A 17,584-nucleotide genomic window follows, 5' to 3' on the forward strand; every position below is an offset into this window, starting at 1 on the left:
TGTTGTTATCAAAGCGTATTGCTTGTGTATTACCTGACTTTATCGCCATTCTCTTACATAAACAGATTGGTTAAAGGCATGCACAAAACCGCTATCTCCATTTATCTATGAGAACCTTAACAGCCATACCCCTGATTCCTAAGTAGTATCCATGTCATCGTGAAAACAATGGATTCGTCTCTATGTATAAATATAAATTACCTGTCCTTGAGAAAGTCGGCTTTGGTGCCGGAGACATGGCAGTCAACGTGGTGATTTCATCAATGATGTTAATCATTACCTTCTTCTATACGGATATTTTTGGCATCAAACCCGAAGATTTAGCGATGTTATTTATCGTCGTGCGACTTATTGACGCGGTAACCGACCCGCTGATGGGTATGATTACCGATAAGTTTACCTCTCGTTGGGGACGCTATCGTCAATATCTACTCTTTCTGGCGATCCCTTTCGGTATCTCCGTTTACCTCGCTTTCAGCACACCAGATGGTGATTACAATACCAAGCTGATTTACGCTTACGCGACGTATATATTTGTCACGATCATGTTTACTGCCGTGACGATTCCGTACATCTCATTAATCAGTGTGCTGACCGATGACCCGAAAGAGCGTTTGTCTGCAAATGGCTATCGTTTATTCTTCGCTAAAATCGCCGCGTTTCTTGTCACCATCATCGTACCGCAGCTATCAGCCGTTTGGGGTCAAGATAATATCCAATTGGGTTACCAATACTCGATGGGTCTAATGGGGCTAATGGGCACGTTACTATTCTTGTTCTGTTTCGCGACCACTAAAGAACGTATTGAACACGTGGTCGACAAAAAGTCGTTTAAAGACCAAGTGAAATTGCTGGTGCAAAATGACCAATGGCTGGTGCTTTGCGGAGTATGTGTAACGGGTACTATCGGTTACGTGATTCGTGGTTCCGTTGCTGCGTACTATGCCAAGTACTACCTCGGTGGTGATGCCAGCACGATTTCAGCGTTTCTTGCAACGGGTGTAGGGGCAGCGATTCTGGCAATGGTTGCGTCAACTTGGATTACTAAAACGTACTGCAAAATCAAACTGTTCCGCTACAGCCAGGTGGCCGTACTTCTACTGAGTGCGATGCTCTACCTGTTTGTCGGTCGTGACGACCTGGCACTGGCATTCGTGTTGTACTTCTTAGTCTCGTTCGTGGTGGATTTACACGCTCCGGTATTCTGGTCAGCGATTGCAGAAGCAGTCGACTACGGCGCATACAAAACCGGTCAGCGTGTGTCTGGACTTGCATTTGGCGGTATCTCATTTAGCCAGAAGCTAGGTATGGGTATCGGTGGTGCGGTCGTAGGTTGGCTACTGACATTCTTTAACTACGTACCAAATGAAGCACAATCGGACTACGCACTGACTGGTATCGCACTGATGCTGACGATTATCCCTGGCTTGTTCCATTTCTTGATGGGCTCACTGATGTTCAAATACAAGGTGACCGACAAGTACTATCAGTCGATGACAGCAACGAATATCCTGGAAGAAGAGAAAAACCTAAGCGACGTTCAATCTTCAAAACCTCAATCAAATTACGCAAATTAAGGGAAGCAGTATGACCGATTTCGTCAATCCCATTATCGAACAGCGCGCCGACCCGCACATCTATAAACACACGGACGGCTACTACTATTTCACCGCTTCGGTACCGGAATATGATCGCATTGAGATTCGTCGAGCAAAGACCATCGCGGAGCTCGATACGACCAGCGAACTGATCAACGCATGGTACAAGCCTGATACAGGTCCATACAGTGATTTAATCTGGGCGCCAGAGCTGCACTTTATCGATGACGCTTGGTATGTCTACTTTGCTGCCGCACCGTCACGAGAAATTGTGGATGGTTTGTTCCAGCATCGTATGTATGCGATTTCTAATTCGAACCCGAATCCTATTACACCGGAATGGACATTTGAGGGGCAAATCGATACTGGTATGGATACGTTCTGTCTGGATGCGACCTCTTTCAGTCACAACGGCGTTAATTACTACGTTTGGGCGCAAAAAGACAACGACATCGGTGGTAACTCCAACTTGTACATCGCGGAATTAGAAACGCCAACCAAACTGCGCACCGCACCACAGTGTCTGACCATTCCAGAGTTTGAGTGGGAACAGATCGGCTTTTGGGTTAATGAAGGGCCATCGGTTATCCACCGTCATGGTAAATTCTGGATGACATACTCCGCCAGTGCAACAGACGAAAACTACTGCATGGGGCTACTATACGCGGATGAAAACAGTGACTTGCTTGACCCGAAAAGCTGGGTGAAAGCCAAGCAGCCAGTATTCAAAACTAACTGGGAGAAAAAGGTCTACGGGCCTGGTCATAACAGCTTTACCGTTGATGAAGAAGGCCATGACTTGTTGGTTTATCACGCACGCGATTACACCGAAATTGAGGGCGACCCACTTTGGGACCCGAACCGCCACACTCGCATCAAACGCCTCATTTGGAAAGACGGTTTTCCACTCTTTGGCGAAGCGATCTAATCCTGTTATCTCAGTACCTGCGCTTTGCAGGTACTGTGTTTTTTAAAGGAGCCCCTATGCCCAATAGTATAATCCCACCTGACTCAATCAAATCCGCAATCGAAAGCGATCTTTTCACCGATGGCGAGCCTGCCAAGGTTCATATCTTACGTAATCATCACGGCATGACGGCCACTTTTATGGACATAGGTGCAACGTGGCTAAGTTGTCAGCTTCCCACTTCATCTGGACCACGTGAAGTGTTGCTCGGCATGACATCACTGCGCGATTATCAGTCTCACTCGGCATTTTTAGGTGCGACCATTGGCCGGTTTGCCAACCGCATCGCCAATGGACAGTTCAACTTAAACGGACAAACCTATTCCATTACTCGCAACAATAATGGCAACAGCCTCCACGGCGGGGTTGAAGGTTTTGACAAACGCCGCTGGTTAGTGAAAGACAAAAGCGATTCACACATTACTTACTGTTTGATGTCTCCCGATGGAGACCAAGGCTTCCCGGGGAACCTGACTGCTGAAGTCGCTTATACGCTGACGGAAAACAATCAGCTATGTATTGAATACTCGGCTATCTGTGATCAGGACTGCCCGATTAACCTGACCAACCACGCCTACTTTAACCTTGATGGCGCAGAGTCGGGCCACACCATTCTTGGCCATGAGCTGCAACTTCTTGCCAACGAATACTTGCCCACTGACGAACAGCTCATCCCAACTGGCGAACTGAAAGCGGTCCAGGGGAGCAGTTTTGATTTTAATACCGCTCAGGTAATCGGTTCCCGTATGCTGCAAGGTGAAGATCAAAAGCTCGCCAAAGGCTATGATCACGCGTTTATCTTGCCTGAAGAATTAGTTGATGGCGAGAGCACGATCGCTTGCCTGACAAGTTCAGATAAACAGGTGGTGATGTCTGTGTTTACTGATAAACCTGCGATTCAGTTTTACAGTGGCAACTTCTTGGCAGGAACGCCATCACGTCGTGGAGAGTATCAGGATTATCAGGGGCTTGCGCTTGAAACTCAGTTCTTACCGGATTGCCCTAACCACCCGGAGTGGCCAGAGGCGAATAAACGCTTTATTACTCAAAAGTCGTTCTACCAGCATCAAACCAGTTACCAGTTTAACTTTCAATAATCAGAAATGATTCGGGCAGGTGAGAATCCTGCCCGATTTTGCGCTTACATCACTTTCTCACGATAGAGTTTCGGGCTTAGCCCAGCTTTATTCTTAAACACACGTGAAAAATAGAGTGGATCCGAATAGCCTATCAAGCGAGAGATTTGGTTGATGGAATAGTTCGACGTCACCAACAACTGTTTGGCCCGGCTGATTCGTTGGTCATCACGCCATTGGATGATTGTCATCCCGACTTCATCGCGGAATAAATGCCCCAGTCGAGAAGGTGACAAACAAACCAGATCGGCTAATGTTTCATTGCTGAAATCCTCATTGAGGTGATTCGCCATATAGTTCAACACGTTGGTAATTCGCGGATCAACGAGTTTCTTGATCAGGTTTGGCTGATTCATCTTACAGCGAATCAACAATTGCTCGAGCAGGTTGAGCGTCAATTCATCGCTGTATGGCTCGTCCTTTTTACTTAGATCTTCAATCTGCTTAAACAGCAGGTCGAGCTTTTCCTGTGCATCGATCTCGACACCTTTAGTGATAAACACGCCGTTGATGCAGTTTTCCCATTTAAGACGGTTTATCCAATAGGCGCGCGGGCGAAAATAGATCCAGCGGTGGTGCCAGTGTTCGGCCTCTTCTGAGCGATGGTAGTAGTGTGGTACACCAGTAGGAAAGAGTAGTAAATCGCCTTCATTGACCGTAAAGGATTCTTTACCGCGGAACACGGTACCCTGTCCCTTGACAGTCAAGTTGATGATAAAGCCCTTCATCCCATGTGGCCGGTCTATAACAAAGTCTAGCTCGTTGCCTTTTGAGATTGGCGTTAAGCCTGCAACCAAATGAGCATTGAAGTCATATCCAGGTTTCAATGGATCGTTTTGCATTCTCGTTTCCGTATAACAGCATTAATAAGCGCCGCAAAATCGCGCGGCGAAAAAATAAACCAGAGTGGGAAGCGTTGTCTAAGTCGTTGTTTTAACGCTTCACCATGATTATCGGTTGTAGATATGTTGTTGCGAGTGTACGCGCTTCATTCGGCATATCACATCGTTACACCACAACCCGCTATGCTCTAAGCTCGGCATTATCAGTATAGTTGTCACAGACCGCACTGCTATCCTTGTTCCTTTGGCCTGAGCACAACTCACCAATTCTACTCGATCACTTTGCGTAGTAGAAAAATAGGTAACGAAAACGAGAGGTAGGGAATTGTTCAGGCAAGTAGGGAGGATGGCATGATGTACGGGAAACCGGAGGTTAGAAATATAGCAAAACGCCTATTCAGCTGACCCCCTCAGCCGAATAGGCGTATGCTATTTTTTTAGATACCGTTGCTAAAACGGTAGAACAGACTGTTGTGTTTCAGCTCTGTTTTGAAGTCACGAATGGTGGTGTTCTTGTTAATCACAACCAGCTCGATACCCGCAAACTCAGCGAAGTCTTCTAGCATCTCTAAGGTGACGTTTTGCGTGTACACGCTGTGGTGCGCGCCGCCTGCATGAATCCATGAAGCCGCCGACACTTCTAGGTTTGGCTGAGGTTCCCAAAGCGCGTGTGCCACTGGCAAGTTCGGTAGATCTGATGGCGGTGTCACGGTATCAATTTCATTCACCAACAAGCGGAAGCGGTTACCCAAATCAATCAGGGTTGCCACTAATGCTGGGCCCGCTTTGGCGCTGAAGATCGCACGTGCGACATCGTCAGTTTTACCGATAGTATGGCGATGAATCTCAATCGATGGTTTGTCAGCGGCAATAGTTGGACACACTTCCAACATGTGTGCGCCCAGTACCTGTCCTTCACCTGTTAGGTTGTAGGTGTAGTCTTCCATGAACGACGTGCCGCCTGGTAGACCTTGACCCATGGTTTTGATGATGCGCGTCAACGCGGCCGTTTTCCAGTCGCCTTCGCCGCCGTAACCATAGCCTTTTTCCATTAAGCGTTGCGTTGCCAAACCAGGTAGGTTAGTCAAACCCGTCAGGTTTTCAAACGTGTTTACAAATGCCATGCAGCCACGCTCTTGTAGGAAGGTTTCCATGCCTAGTTCAAGACGCGCTTCATTCTTAAGAATTTCCAACTGTTCTGGTGTTTCAAAAATTTCCGGAGCGATTCGGTACGTTGAGCGGTACTCTTCCAGCAGGGCATTGATTGCGCTGTCTTCGACTTTATTCACGACCTCAGTCAGTTCACCTAAACCGTAGGCGTGTACTTCAAAGCCAAACTCGATTTGTGCGCTAACCTTGTTGCCTTCAGTTACCGCTACTTGGCGCATGTTATCGCCAAAACGAGCGACACGCAGAGTGTGGCTCTCGTGCCAGCCAATTGCCGCGCGACACCAGTGGTCGAGCTGCTTACGTACAGAAGGCTTCTGCCAGTGACCAACGATAACGCGGCGGTCTAGACCAAGACGCGTACCGATAAAGCCAAATTCGCGGTCACCGTGCGCACTTTGGTTCAGGTTCATGTAGTTCATGTCGATGCTTTCCCAAGGAAGCGCTTCGCTGAACTGGGTGTGGAGATGAACAAACGGTTTATTCAGTTGCTTAAGACCTGAAATCCACATTTTCGCTGGCGAGAAGGTGTGCATCCAAAGCACCACACCCAAACAGTTTTCATCGTTGTTTGCTTGTTGGCAAACGTTGAGAATTTCTTCTGGCGATTTCACTGTTTCTTTACATACAACAGGCACGCACACATCGTCGCTCTGGTTGAAACCAGCCACGATCTCTTCGCTGTTCTTTGCCACTTGCTCCAATACTTTAGGACCGTAAAGGTGCTGTGAACCGGTGATAAACCATACAGATTTGTTTGTTAAATCTTTCATAAGTGCCTCTGTTATTCTGTGTCGCATTGGTCGCCTCGCCAGTTGCCAGGCGACAATTGTTGATTATTTTTGTCCGTAGTACGCGTCTTTACCGTGCTTGCGTAAGTAGTGCTTATCCAGCAAGGTTTGTGGAATCGGTAACGTGCTCGGGTTGATGCTCAGGGTGCGGAACGCCATTTTGGCAACTTCTTCCACCACTACGGCGTTATGTACGGCGTTATGTGGGTCGGTTCCCCAGGTAAATGGCGCGTGCTCGCGAACCAAGATGCCGGGAATCGCCATAGGATCAGTTGCGCCAATCGTCTCAACGATGACTTTGCCGGTATTCAGCTCGTAGTCGCTTTCAATCTCTTGTTGAGTCAAAGCGCGGGCACAAGGAATATGACCGTAGAAATAGTCCGCGTGAGTGGTGCCGAATGCGGGAATCGCCGCGCCCGCTTGCGCCCATGATGTCGCATAAGACGAGTGGGTATGCACGATGCCACCAATTGACGGGAATTGGCGGTATAGCTCTAGGTGCGTCGCGGTATCAGAAGAAGGTTTCAGGTTGCCTTCAATGATTTCGCCTTGCAGATCCACAACCACCATGTTTTCCGCACTGAGTTCGCTGTATTCGACGCCACTTGGCTTAATCACCACTAAACCTGATTCGCGATCAATGCCTGACACATTGCCCCAGGTGAAGGTCACGAGGTTATGACGCTGAAGATCCATGTTGGCTTGCCACACTTGATGACGAAGGGATTTCATACGTTCAGCGAATGAGTCCACGTCATTCCATGTTGTTTGTTCAGACATCTTTACGCTCCTGAGATTGATGGAACTCTGCCATTTGTTCCATGTGTTGACCGAGTTGACGATACGTCGCGTAGCGCTCTGCTCGCAGTGCTTGCACTTGTGGGTTTGGTGAGTATGTTTGACGAACAGGGCTTGCCATGACGTCTTGTGCTGCTTTGGTGTCTGGGTAAACACCTGCTGCGACTGCCGCAAATATCGCTGCGCCTAATGCACAGCATTGATCCGACTCAACCACGATGATTTCGCGACCAATCACATCCGCGCACATCTGCATCACGAACGGGGATTTCTGCGCAATACCACCGATGGCAATCACGCGTTCAACCTTGACGTCTTGCTCGATGAAGCAATCCACAATCGCTTTGGCACCGTGAGCCGTTGATTCAACCAATGCAGAGAAGATAGCTGGTGAAGCGCTGCCAAGGTTCAAATCACAAATAGCGCCTTTCAATCGTTGGTTGGCGTATGGTGTGCGTCGGCCATTGAGCCAGTCCATCGCGACAGGTGTGTATTTGTCGATACCCTGCTGCTCAGCGGCTTGCGAAAGCATTGGCAATAAGTCAGATGCAATTTCGTCAGCGGTTTTTGCAAAGTCTGGATTGCGCTCAGCGTAAGCCTGCAATGGCCACATCAGAACGTTCTTAAACCAAGCGTACATATCACCAAATGCAGATTGTCCTGCTTCTAGCGCCAGTAACTCTGGCATCGCACTGCCTTCAACCTGGCCACAAATGCCGTGAATGGTGCGATCACCAACCTGATCCGCTTCAACCATCAAGATGTCACACGTAGAGGTGCCAATTACTTTAACTAAATCATTGGCGCCAGCACCGGCGCCCACCGCGCCCATGTGACAGTCAAATTCGCCAATTGCAATCGCAATGCCTTCTGGCAAGCCCAGTTTCTCTGCCCATGCTTTTGACAAGTAACCAGCAGCTTGGTCCGAAGTGAACACTTCCGTGAACATACGATCGCGTATGCCATCCAGTGTTGGAGAAATCGCGCTTAAAAACGCTTGGTCAGGCAGGCCGCCCCAGCTGTCGTGCCACATGGCTTTATGTCCGGCAGCACAAATACCGCGACGCAGTTTTTGTGGATGCTGAGCGTCGGCGAGAATCGCCGGAATCCAGTCACAAAGTTCTACCCAGCTGTAGGCGCTTTTAGCGACTTGTTCGTCTTGTTCGCTGACCCAAGCGGCTTTAGCCCAGAACCATTCCGATGAATAAATACCACCGATGTAACGGGTGTAATCGGTGAAATCACCTGAGTGGGCAAGCTCGTTGATCAGATCCGCCTTTGTCACCGACGTGTGATCTTTCCAAAGGACAAACATCGCATTTGGGTTGTTCTCGAACTCCGGTAGCAATGCCAGGATGTTGCCGTTTTCATCAATTGGGGCTGGTGTTGAGCCTGTTGTATCGACACCGATACCAACAATGGAAGAAGCGAGTTCAGGCGAAACCGTCGTTAGCACTTCTTGGATCGCATTGGTCATTGCATCCAAATAGTCTTGAGGATGATGTCTGAATTGAGATTGAGCAGGCTGACAATATAGCCCTTTCATCCATCGCGGGTAATAGACGACAGACGAAGATACTTCACTGCCTGTTTGTGCATTTACGATAAGGGCACGTACGGAGTCTGAACCGAAGTCCAAACCAATGACATGCTGTTGTTGTGTGTTTAATGTGTCCATGACTGCTCCAGCTTTTGGTCAGCAAACTAAATCTACTTGTTGTTATAGCTAGAGGAGGGACGTTATCCCATAAAGAGGTCTGCTAACTTTATGGACAAAAACGTCATGGACGATTTTTTGTGTTCTTTTTAACACCTTCTTCTGTCTGGTCGGAAAGGCAAGAAACCAGCGAATTCAACGTTTGCATTAGGCTCGTATTGGGTCGCTTACTCAAAACTTAGAACAGTGGTCGCATAATTGAGATCTGTGTCATAGCCCCTTTGGCTAAATGAATGGACAAATTCGCTACATTTTTCCGCTGTGATTTTTGTCACTAACAAATGTGCGTAAATCCACAAATATGTATAGCGAACACTCACCTCTACCAGTGGATGGATAACAATGAAACTAAAAAAACTACTCACAATCGCTGCCCTATCTGGCGTAACTATGCTTAGTGCTTCGGCCAATGCATTCTTTGGTTCAAATGATGAAACGAGACTTGGCTATCTGGTTAAGCAACCTGAAGAGCCATGGTTCCAAACCGAATGGTCATTTGCTGAAAAAGCCGGTAAAGATTTAGGCTTTGAAGTAGTAAAAATGGCCGTGCCAGATGGCGAAAAAACCCTGAATGCTATCGACACTCTCGCGGCGCAAGGCGCGAAAGGCTTCGTTATCTGTACTCCTGACCCTAAATTAGGTCCTGCAATCATGGCGAAGGCAAAAAGCTATGATTTGAAAGTGGTCACGGTTGATGACCAGTTCCTAAACGCGAAAGGCGAGCCAATGACTGACGTACCATTGGTGATGATGGCCGCGACGGCTATCGGTGAACGCCAAGGTACAGAGCTGTACAAAGAAATGCAGAAGCGTAACTGGGATGCTTCTGTAACTGGTGTGATGGCAATCACTGCGGATGAGCTTGATACGGCGCGTCGTCGTGTAGATGGTTCAATTTCTGCACTTAAAGCTGCTGGCTTCCCTGGAGACCAAATCTACCGTGTACCAACGAAAACGAACGATATCCCAGGTGCATTAGACGCAGCGAACTCTCTACTTGTTCAATACCCTGACGTTAAGCAATGGCTAATCGTTGGTATGAACGACAACACAGTATTAGGCGGCGTACGTGCTACGGAAGGTCAGGGCTTCGGTTCAGACAACGTAATCGGCATTGGTATCAATGGTGTGGATGCGGTTAACGAACTTGCGAAATCTCAACCGACCGGTTTCTACGGTTCACTACTACCTAGCCCGGACGTACACGGCTATAAGAGTATCGAGTCTCTATACAAGTGGGTAAAAGAAGACGTTCAACCAGAGAAATTTGTTGAAGTTACTGACGTTGTTCTTATCACTCGTGACAACTTCAAAGACGAACTAGCGAAAAAAGGGCTGTAAGTTCACTTTCGGTGACGGCCAGCTTGGTCGTCACCAACTGATTTAACGGAGAGAATGTCATGGCGAAGTCCCCCTCTTACATAGAGTTTCGAAATATCTCGAAGCACTTCCCTGGTGTTAAGGCATTGAACAACGTGAGTTTCCGCGCCGATGCGGGCAGTGTTCACGCTTTGATGGGTGAAAATGGTGCGGGTAAATCAACGTTACTCAAAACCTTAAGTGGTTTCCATACGCCTACGGAAGGTCACATCGCTATTGATGGTAAAGAAGTGGCGCTGAATTCAACCAACGATGCGCTTGAACACGGTATTGCCATTATTTATCAAGAACTCAACTTGGTTCCTGAGTTAACCGTTGCGGAAAATATTTATCTTGGTCAATTACCGACCAAGGGTGGCCGAGTGGATACAGAAACCCTCAACAAGAACGCACGAGTTCAGTTAGAGCGTTTAGGTGAAACATTCGACCCATCTTGCCAGCTAAAAGAGTTGTCTATTGGCCAATGGCAGATGGTTGAAATTGCCAAAGCTTTGAGCCGAAATGCACAAATTATCGCATTTGATGAGCCAACCAGTAGTTTGTCACAGCGTGAAATTAAAAACTTATTCAAGGTTATCCGTGAACTGCGTGATGCGGGCAAAATCATTATGTATGTATCGCACCGTATGGAAGAGATCTTCGACCTGTGTGATGCATTAACTATCTTCAAAGATGGCCAGCACGTGCAGTCATTTACCGACCTTTCACAGCTGACTAACGATCGCTTAGTTGAACTGATGGTTGGCCGTGAAATTAGTGACATCTTCAACTATCGCCCGCGTGAACATGGTAAGAGTGGTTTACGCATCGAAAACTTCGAAGGCCCAGGGTTAACCGCTCCGGTGTCACTGGATGTCAAACAAGGTGAAGTCCTTGGTTTGTTTGGATTGGTGGGGGCTGGTCGTACTGAGCTTACTCGCCTTATTTTCGGTGCAGACAAAAAGACAGGTGGCGATCTTTACTTACACGATGTCAAAATTGGCGTCAGAACCCCACAAGAAGCAATTCGTCACGGCATTACGCTGTGTTCGGAAGACCGCAAAGCAGACGGCATCGTCCCTATCATGTCGGTACAAGAGAACACTAACATCAGTGCTCGCCCTTGGCATTTAAAATTCAAGAGCTTGATTAATTTCGAATGGGAAAAGAACAACGCCTCGAAGCAAAAAGAAGCGCTGAATGTCAAAGCTTCTTCGCTGGAGCAGCCAATTGGCAAGCTATCAGGTGGTAACCAGCAGAAAGTGATTCTTGGTCGTTGGTTGTCAACCGCAATGAGCGTCATCTTACTGGATGAACCTACTCGTGGTATCGATGTGGGCGCCAAATCTGAAATTTACGAACTCATTTTTAAGCTGGCAGAGAACGGAGTAACGGTACTCGTCGTTTCCAGCGATTTACCAGAAGTGTTGGGCATCTCTGACCGTGTACTTGTTATGAAAGACGGCGCGGTAACCGGTGAACTGCAACGCGACGAATTTAATGAACAAACCGCACTTCGTCTAGCCATGCTAGATAAAGAAGAGTCGGCAGCCGCTTAAAATTAAGGAATATCATTATGTCTACTTCTAACCCTACAAAAGCGATAGAGTCAGCTCCAAAAACTGGCAGCTTTAGCTTCGGTAAAATCTGGGATAAATTCGGAATGCTAATGGTGTTTGCAGGTCTGTTTATACTCTGCTGCCTTTTCGTTCCCTACTTTGCAACCTTCATTAACATGAAAGGCTTAGGCCTGGCTATCTCAATGAGTGGCATGGTGGCATGTGCCATGCTGTTCTGTCTTGCTTGTGGTGACCTTGACCTTTCTGTTGCTTCAGTCATCGCATGTTCAGGTGTTGTAACGGCTGTGGCTATCAACGCGACCAGCAGCGTCGTTCTGGGCGTGGGTGCTGGCCTACTCTCTGGTGTGGCATTTGGTCTGTTAAACGGCTTTGTTATCGCCAAACTGCAAATCAACGCACTAATTACGACGCTCGCAACCATGCAGATCGCTCGTGGTCTAGGCTACATCATCTCTGACGGTAAAGCGGTAGGTATCACAGAAGAGAGTTTCTTCGCGCTAGGTAATTCTTCTTTTATCGGTATTCCGACCCCAATTTGGCTAACACTGATTACATTCGCTGTCTTCACATTCCTACTGAACCGTACCGTTTATGGCCGCAATACACTAGCGATTGGTGGCAACGAAGAAGCTGCACGTCTGGCAGGTGTAAACGTGGTTAAGACCAAGATGATGATCTACACCATCTCTGGTTTCATGGCTGCACTAGCGGGTGTTATTCTGGCAGCTCGTATGACTTCTGGTCAGCCAATGACTTCGGTTGGTTTTGAACTGGTGGTTATCTCAGCTTGTGTTCTGGGTGGTGTATCTCTAAAAGGTGGTATCGGTAAAGTCTCTTACGTTATCGCTGGTGTACTTATTCTGGGTACTGTAGAAAACGCGATGAACCTCCTGAACATGTCTCCGTTTTCTCAATACGTTGTTCGTGGTTTAATTCTACTAGCAGCGGTTATCTTTGACCGCTACAAACAGACAGCAAAAGCATAAATGAATTGCTGACCTAAGAACGCTACAAATCACTAGAAAGAGTCCCTGCATGATGTAGGGACTCTTTTGTTTTGTCTATCTTAAAACCCTTTGATCTACTGAGTATTGCTGGTTGGTAGAATCTGCAAAGCTTACGAACTCATCATAACATCCCAACCTCAGAAACCTGGAACACAGCATTTATACGCGCAAGCACTCGAGCATCATGCTGGATTTAGGGCTTTTGTCTGCTGTTTAGCCAGCGTCTCACTCATGTGAAAATCATAATCCTCAAAGATGCGAAATCAATTATCATCAATGTTCAGAGATATATTTATATATCCGATTCCGCTCTTAGCATTTTTAAAATAATAAAGAATATATCTATAAATAGAATTGCGATTCATATCTAATTTTTATTTTTATTATTTCACAATTTTATCATCACTGTATTGGTTGTTTTTAAAACATATTTATATATCAAACCCTGCCACCTCAATAATGAGTGATATTTCGTTTGATTTTAATCAATAAAATACGCCGAAACTAATAATTTAAATGCATAAAACTGCATATCGTTACTTTGCAAATATAGGTTTAACTATGATCTCGATCCTATTTATTTAAATTGAAATAACATTTCAATTTTAAATTAAATTTATTTCGATAATATTATCTCAGAAACACATTCAGCATAAGAATGTAATCTCTTAGCCTATAAATACTTTTAATACAATTAGTTGCGATGAAGTTATGCAACATATGGAGTACGATATGAACATCAAACCTTTAGCTATTGCAATTTCTGTTCTATTTACTGGTGCAGCGGCAGCTGGTGAAATTTACAAATCAGACGAAAATACAGTTGAAATGTCAGGTTGGGCAAAAGGTATCGCAATCTACGTTAATGCTGATGATACAAAGAAAGAACCACATGTATTTACCGATGCACATCTAAATGTTAAAGGTACGCATCAGCTGAATGAAGATGCGAAACTAATCGGTTCTTTTGCAATTAATGCTGGCGACAGTGTGACAAAAGAAAACCGTAATGCAGAATTCGCTGATATTAAATTAGAATTTGACCACACCACTTACGGTAATTTCTCTTTCGGTGATACAGGTAACTCATTCGGTGTACTTGGAAAAGCGAAGCAAGGTGAAGGTTCTAACCTATACCAAATCAGTCAAGGTGGTGTAGACGGGCAAGGCATCCGTTACAAGAAAACAATCAACGATCTTGAGTTTTCTGCAAACTACGAAACTGACAGCGATTCAAATAACGACGCAAACTTCGCTACATCTGTGAACTACAAAGTAGACGATTTCTCTGCAGCGGTAGCTTACGGTTCTGACGGTGACAAAGCGAACTCTGTCGGTTTAGCTGGTGACGTAACTGTAGGTGATTTCAAATTTGGCGCAGCATTCATTTCTTTCGAAAACGCAGCGAGCTTGAAAGCAAGCGACAGTGTTGAACTTAGTCTTGATAAGCTAATTCCAAACGACGGTCAAACTTACTCTGTAGCAGCAGCGTACGAATTTGATTGTTTTAAAGTTTACGGTTCACTTCAATACGCAGACGCTGATGTACAAGGTTCGGCTGCAGAAGCGCAAACTGCGTACGTAGGTCTTGGCTACGATGTCACTGACTCATTCAAAACAGACTTTGTCGTTCAAACTGGCTCTGTAGAAAAGCCAGACGGAACGAAGGAAGACGGTTACGGCCTTAAGTTTGTAGCGAAATACTCGTTCTAATTTCCAGTTCTATTATTAATCCACTGCTTTACCTTACTTAAAGCCACCCGCATTCCGGTTTGAATGCGGGTTTTTTTGCTTTTGCAAGATCGGTAAAGAGCCATAGACAATTTCTTAACGTATCTAGATTTATCTTGTTTAAAAGGGGAAATTTTTGCGTTTATATTATTTACGATAAGTTGGAAAAAGTAATATTAATAAAAGCTAAAATATGTATTAAATTGCTACTAGAATGGACTTTACAGCTATCTCCCTTCCGCTGTGACCAAGATCTAATCGGCTGAAAAATCTGTTACCTATCCTCATTTAGCATAAAAAATGCACTTAAATGCAATATCTTACCAATACCTAAATGTGAAACGATAAAATAAATAGATAGAGAACGATTATGCTAAAAAAACTTACCTTGGCGACTGCGATCGGTAGTCTATGTATGTCTGCGTCAATATTTGCTAACACTCTTACAGTCGGCTTTTCCCAAATTGGTTCAGAATCAGGATGGCGCGCTGCTGAAACGGCGGTGTCTAAATCGGAGGCGGAAAAGCGTGGGATTACCCTGAAAATTTCTGATGCACAGCAAAAACAAGAGAACCAAATCAAAGCAGTCCGCTCTTTTATTGCTCAAGGTGTGGATGCGATCTTTATTGCGCCTGTGGTACAAACGGGTTGGGGGCCGGTGCTTGAAGAAGCAAAAGACTATGATATTCCGGTCTTTCTTCTCGACCGTGGTATCACCGTAGATGATGATTCACTTTACATGACAGCCGTGACCGCTGATAACGTCCTAGAAGGTAAAGTTGCGGGTGAATGGCTGCTCAATACAGTAAAAGATAAACCTTGTAACGTGGTTGAATTGCAAGGGACGGTTGGTGCTAGCGTGGCCATTGACCGTAAAGAAGGCTTTAACGACGCCATTAGCCAGGCCGAAAATGTCAATATTGTGCGTACCCAGTCTGGTGAATTTACCCGCAGTAAAGGTAAAGAAGTCATGGAGAGCTTTATTAAAGCTGAAAGTGGCGGGAAAAATATCTGCGCAGTATTCTCTCACAATGATGATATGGCCATTGGAGCAATACAAGCCATTAAAGAAGCTGGGTTAAAACCTGGAGAAGATATTTTGGTGGTCTCTATTGATGCCGTACCAGATATATTTAAAGCCATGATAAACGGTGAAGCGAATGCGACCGTTGAACTCACGCCAAATATGGCAGGCCCAGCGTTTGATGCTCTACTCGCTTATAAGAAAGACGGTGCAACACCACCGAAGAAAATAGTGACAGAGTCAAAACTCTACTTGCCTGAAGATGCACAGTCACAGCTCGAAATGAAAAAAGACCTTGGTTATTAATCTTTAGCTAAAAACCTCTCATCACACTGTGATGAGAGGTTTTGGAGTTTGTATGTCTTCAGATCTAGGTAACAATGACGTTGTCTTACGTGCACAAGGGATTAGCAAACACTTCCCTGGGGTTAAGGCACTACAGAATGTCGATTTCTCGTTGAAAAAAGGCGAGATCATGGCCTTGCTCGGCGAGAATGGGGCGGGAAAATCAACTTTAGTAAAAACGCTCACTGGGGTTTATCAACGAGACGCGGGGGATATCTTCCTTAATGGGCAATCCATTTCACCGCAGAACACCGCTCATGCACAGCAACTCGGGATTGGTACGGTTTATCAGGAAGTCAATCTGCTGCCTAATATGTCCGTTATGGATAACCTCTTTATTGGTAACGAGCCGAAAAAATGGGGATTTGTTGATCGCAAACGCATGGCTCAGCAAGCGACAGAAATCATGACCGGTTATGGTCTGAATCTGGATGTCACTCAACCACTGAATAGTTTTTCTGTGGCGATTCAGCAAGTGATTTCGATCGCCAGAGCCGTGTCGCTTTCGGCAAACATTTTGATCCTGGATGAGCCCACCGCCAGTTTGGACAGTAGTGAAGTAGAGATGTTATTCGGCATCATGCGTGATCTACGTGTGAAAGGTATTAGTTTGGTATTCATCACCCATTTCCTCGATCAGGTGTATGAAGTCAGTGATCGCATTACTGTATTGAGAAATGGCGAACTTGTCGGAACTCGGGAAACAAGCCAGTTGCCACAGATTGAGCTGGTTAAGTGGATGCTAGGACGTGAGCTGGAGGATAACGCTCTCAAACGTGCTGGGAAAACCAAATTCAGTGATGAACCTGTCGTCGAGTTTTCTGATTATGGTAAGCGTGGCACGATTGAACCATTTGACCTCAAAGTCCATGCTGGTGAAATCGTGGGGCTTGCCGGCTTACTTGGCTCCGGCCGCACCGAGACTGCCAAGGTTATTTTCGGTATCGAGGCGAATGATAGTGGTACTTGTAAGTTAAAAAATCGACCAACCAAAGTGAGCTCTGCGCGGCAAGCGTCACTAAATGGTTTTGGGTTTTGTCCTGAAGATCGCAAAACCGACGGTATTGTTGGAGCCGCATCAGTGCGGGAAAACATCATTCTGGCGTTGCAGGCTCAGCGCGGGTGGTTTAGACCCATATCCCGAGCCGAGCAGGAGGAGATGTCTCAGCGCTTTATCAAACAACTAGACATCAAAACGCCGAACATCGAGCAGCCGATTGAGTTTCTCTCTGGGGGAAATCAGCAAAAAGTGTTGCTGGCTCGTTGGTTGTTAACGAAACCCCAATTTTTAATTCTCGATGAACCTACCCGTGGGATTGATGTTGGGGCTCACGCAGAGATCATCCGTCTTATTGAATCCTTGTGTGCCAATGGCCTGGCGTTATTGGTTATTTCATCCGAACTGGAAGAGTTAGTCGGTTATGCCGACCGAGTTATTGTGCTCCGGGATCGTAAGCAGGTAGCGGAAATCCCAACAGAAGATTTATCCGTGCCTGCCATTATGCAAGCGATAGCGATGTGA

At 46.1% G+C, this 17,584-nt stretch carries 13 protein-coding genes; 9 read left to right on the forward strand and 4 right to left on the reverse strand.

The window, feature by feature from the left end; genetic code table 11:
• The first annotated feature begins 182 nt into the window (after positions 1-182).
• Genes RXX31_RS11510 through galM form a run of 3 tightly spaced genes read left to right on the forward strand, consistent with a single transcriptional unit; the run spans position 183 to position 3,662 of the window.
• Positions 183-1,577 (forward strand): MFS transporter, encoded by a 1,395-nt coding sequence (locus RXX31_RS11510; RefSeq protein WP_317589482.1) that lies wholly within the window; start codon positions 183-185, stop codon positions 1,575-1,577.
• A gap of 10 nt (positions 1,578-1,587) precedes the next feature.
• The gene (locus RXX31_RS11515) at positions 1,588-2,526 is read left to right on the forward strand and encodes a glycoside hydrolase family 43 protein (protein ID WP_317589483.1); all 939 of its coding nucleotides are present in this window, start codon (positions 1,588-1,590) and stop codon (positions 2,524-2,526) included.
• A 56-nt stretch (positions 2,527-2,582) separates the two neighbouring features.
• Complete coding sequence (gene galM / locus RXX31_RS11520) at positions 2,583-3,662, forward strand: galactose-1-epimerase (RefSeq protein WP_317589484.1); 1,080 nt, start codon at positions 2,583-2,585, stop codon at positions 3,660-3,662.
• 44 nt (positions 3,663-3,706) lie between these two features.
• Here galM and araC read toward each other — a convergent pair whose 3' ends face one another.
• From araC to RXX31_RS11540, 4 genes are all read right to left on the reverse strand, one after another.
• Positions 3,707-4,543 carry an arabinose operon transcriptional regulator AraC gene (gene araC, locus RXX31_RS11525; RefSeq protein ID WP_317589485.1) on the reverse strand — a complete coding sequence of 279 codons (837 nt, stop codon included), beginning with the start codon at positions 4,541-4,543 and terminating at the stop codon, positions 3,707-3,709.
• Positions 4,544-4,980: 437 nt separating this feature from the next.
• Complete coding sequence (gene araA / locus RXX31_RS11530) at positions 4,981-6,483, reverse strand: L-arabinose isomerase (RefSeq protein WP_317589487.1); 1,503 nt, start codon at positions 6,481-6,483, stop codon at positions 4,981-4,983.
• A 63-nt stretch (positions 6,484-6,546) separates the two neighbouring features.
• Positions 6,547-7,281 (reverse strand): L-ribulose-5-phosphate 4-epimerase, encoded by a 735-nt coding sequence (locus RXX31_RS11535; protein ID WP_317589489.1) that lies wholly within the window; start codon positions 7,279-7,281, stop codon positions 6,547-6,549.
• Positions 7,274-8,977 carry a ribulokinase gene (locus tag RXX31_RS11540; protein ID WP_317589490.1) on the reverse strand — a complete coding sequence of 568 codons (1,704 nt, stop codon included), beginning with the start codon at positions 8,975-8,977 and terminating at the stop codon, positions 7,274-7,276. The genes RXX31_RS11535 and RXX31_RS11540 overlap by 8 nt, the downstream gene beginning before the upstream one ends.
• A gap of 381 nt (positions 8,978-9,358) precedes the next feature.
• On the opposite strand from RXX31_RS11540, the gene RXX31_RS11545 reads away from it, so the two are divergent.
• The 6 genes from RXX31_RS11545 (at position 9,359) to ytfR (ending at position 17,584) form a co-directional block, all read left to right on the forward strand.
• Entirely contained in the window at positions 9,359-10,357 is a 999-nt protein-coding gene (locus RXX31_RS11545) for an arabinose ABC transporter substrate-binding protein (protein ID WP_317589492.1), read from the forward strand.
• 59 nt (positions 10,358-10,416) lie between these two features.
• Entirely contained in the window at positions 10,417-11,934 is a 1,518-nt protein-coding gene (gene araG, locus RXX31_RS11550) for an L-arabinose ABC transporter ATP-binding protein AraG (protein ID WP_317589494.1), read from the forward strand.
• 17 nt (positions 11,935-11,951) lie between these two features.
• Positions 11,952-12,941 carry an L-arabinose ABC transporter permease AraH gene (gene araH, locus RXX31_RS11555; protein ID WP_014235069.1) on the forward strand — a complete coding sequence of 330 codons (990 nt, stop codon included), beginning with the start codon at positions 11,952-11,954 and terminating at the stop codon, positions 12,939-12,941.
• A 753-nt stretch (positions 12,942-13,694) separates the two neighbouring features.
• Positions 13,695-14,675 carry a porin gene (locus RXX31_RS11560; protein WP_317589496.1) on the forward strand — a complete coding sequence of 327 codons (981 nt, stop codon included), beginning with the start codon at positions 13,695-13,697 and terminating at the stop codon, positions 14,673-14,675.
• A 388-nt stretch (positions 14,676-15,063) separates the two neighbouring features.
• Complete coding sequence (gene ytfQ, locus RXX31_RS11565; protein WP_317589497.1) at positions 15,064-16,023, forward strand: galactofuranose ABC transporter, galactofuranose-binding protein YtfQ; 960 nt, start codon at positions 15,064-15,066, stop codon at positions 16,021-16,023.
• Between the two features lie 52 nt (positions 16,024-16,075).
• The gene (gene ytfR / locus RXX31_RS11570) at positions 16,076-17,584 is read left to right on the forward strand and encodes a galactofuranose ABC transporter, ATP-binding protein YtfR (RefSeq protein ID WP_317589498.1); all 1,509 of its coding nucleotides are present in this window, start codon (positions 16,076-16,078) and stop codon (positions 17,582-17,584) included.

It is taken from the genome of Vibrio sp. EA2, assembly GCF_033042495.1.
Taxonomy (GTDB): Bacteria; Pseudomonadota; Gammaproteobacteria; order Enterobacterales; family Vibrionaceae; genus Vibrio.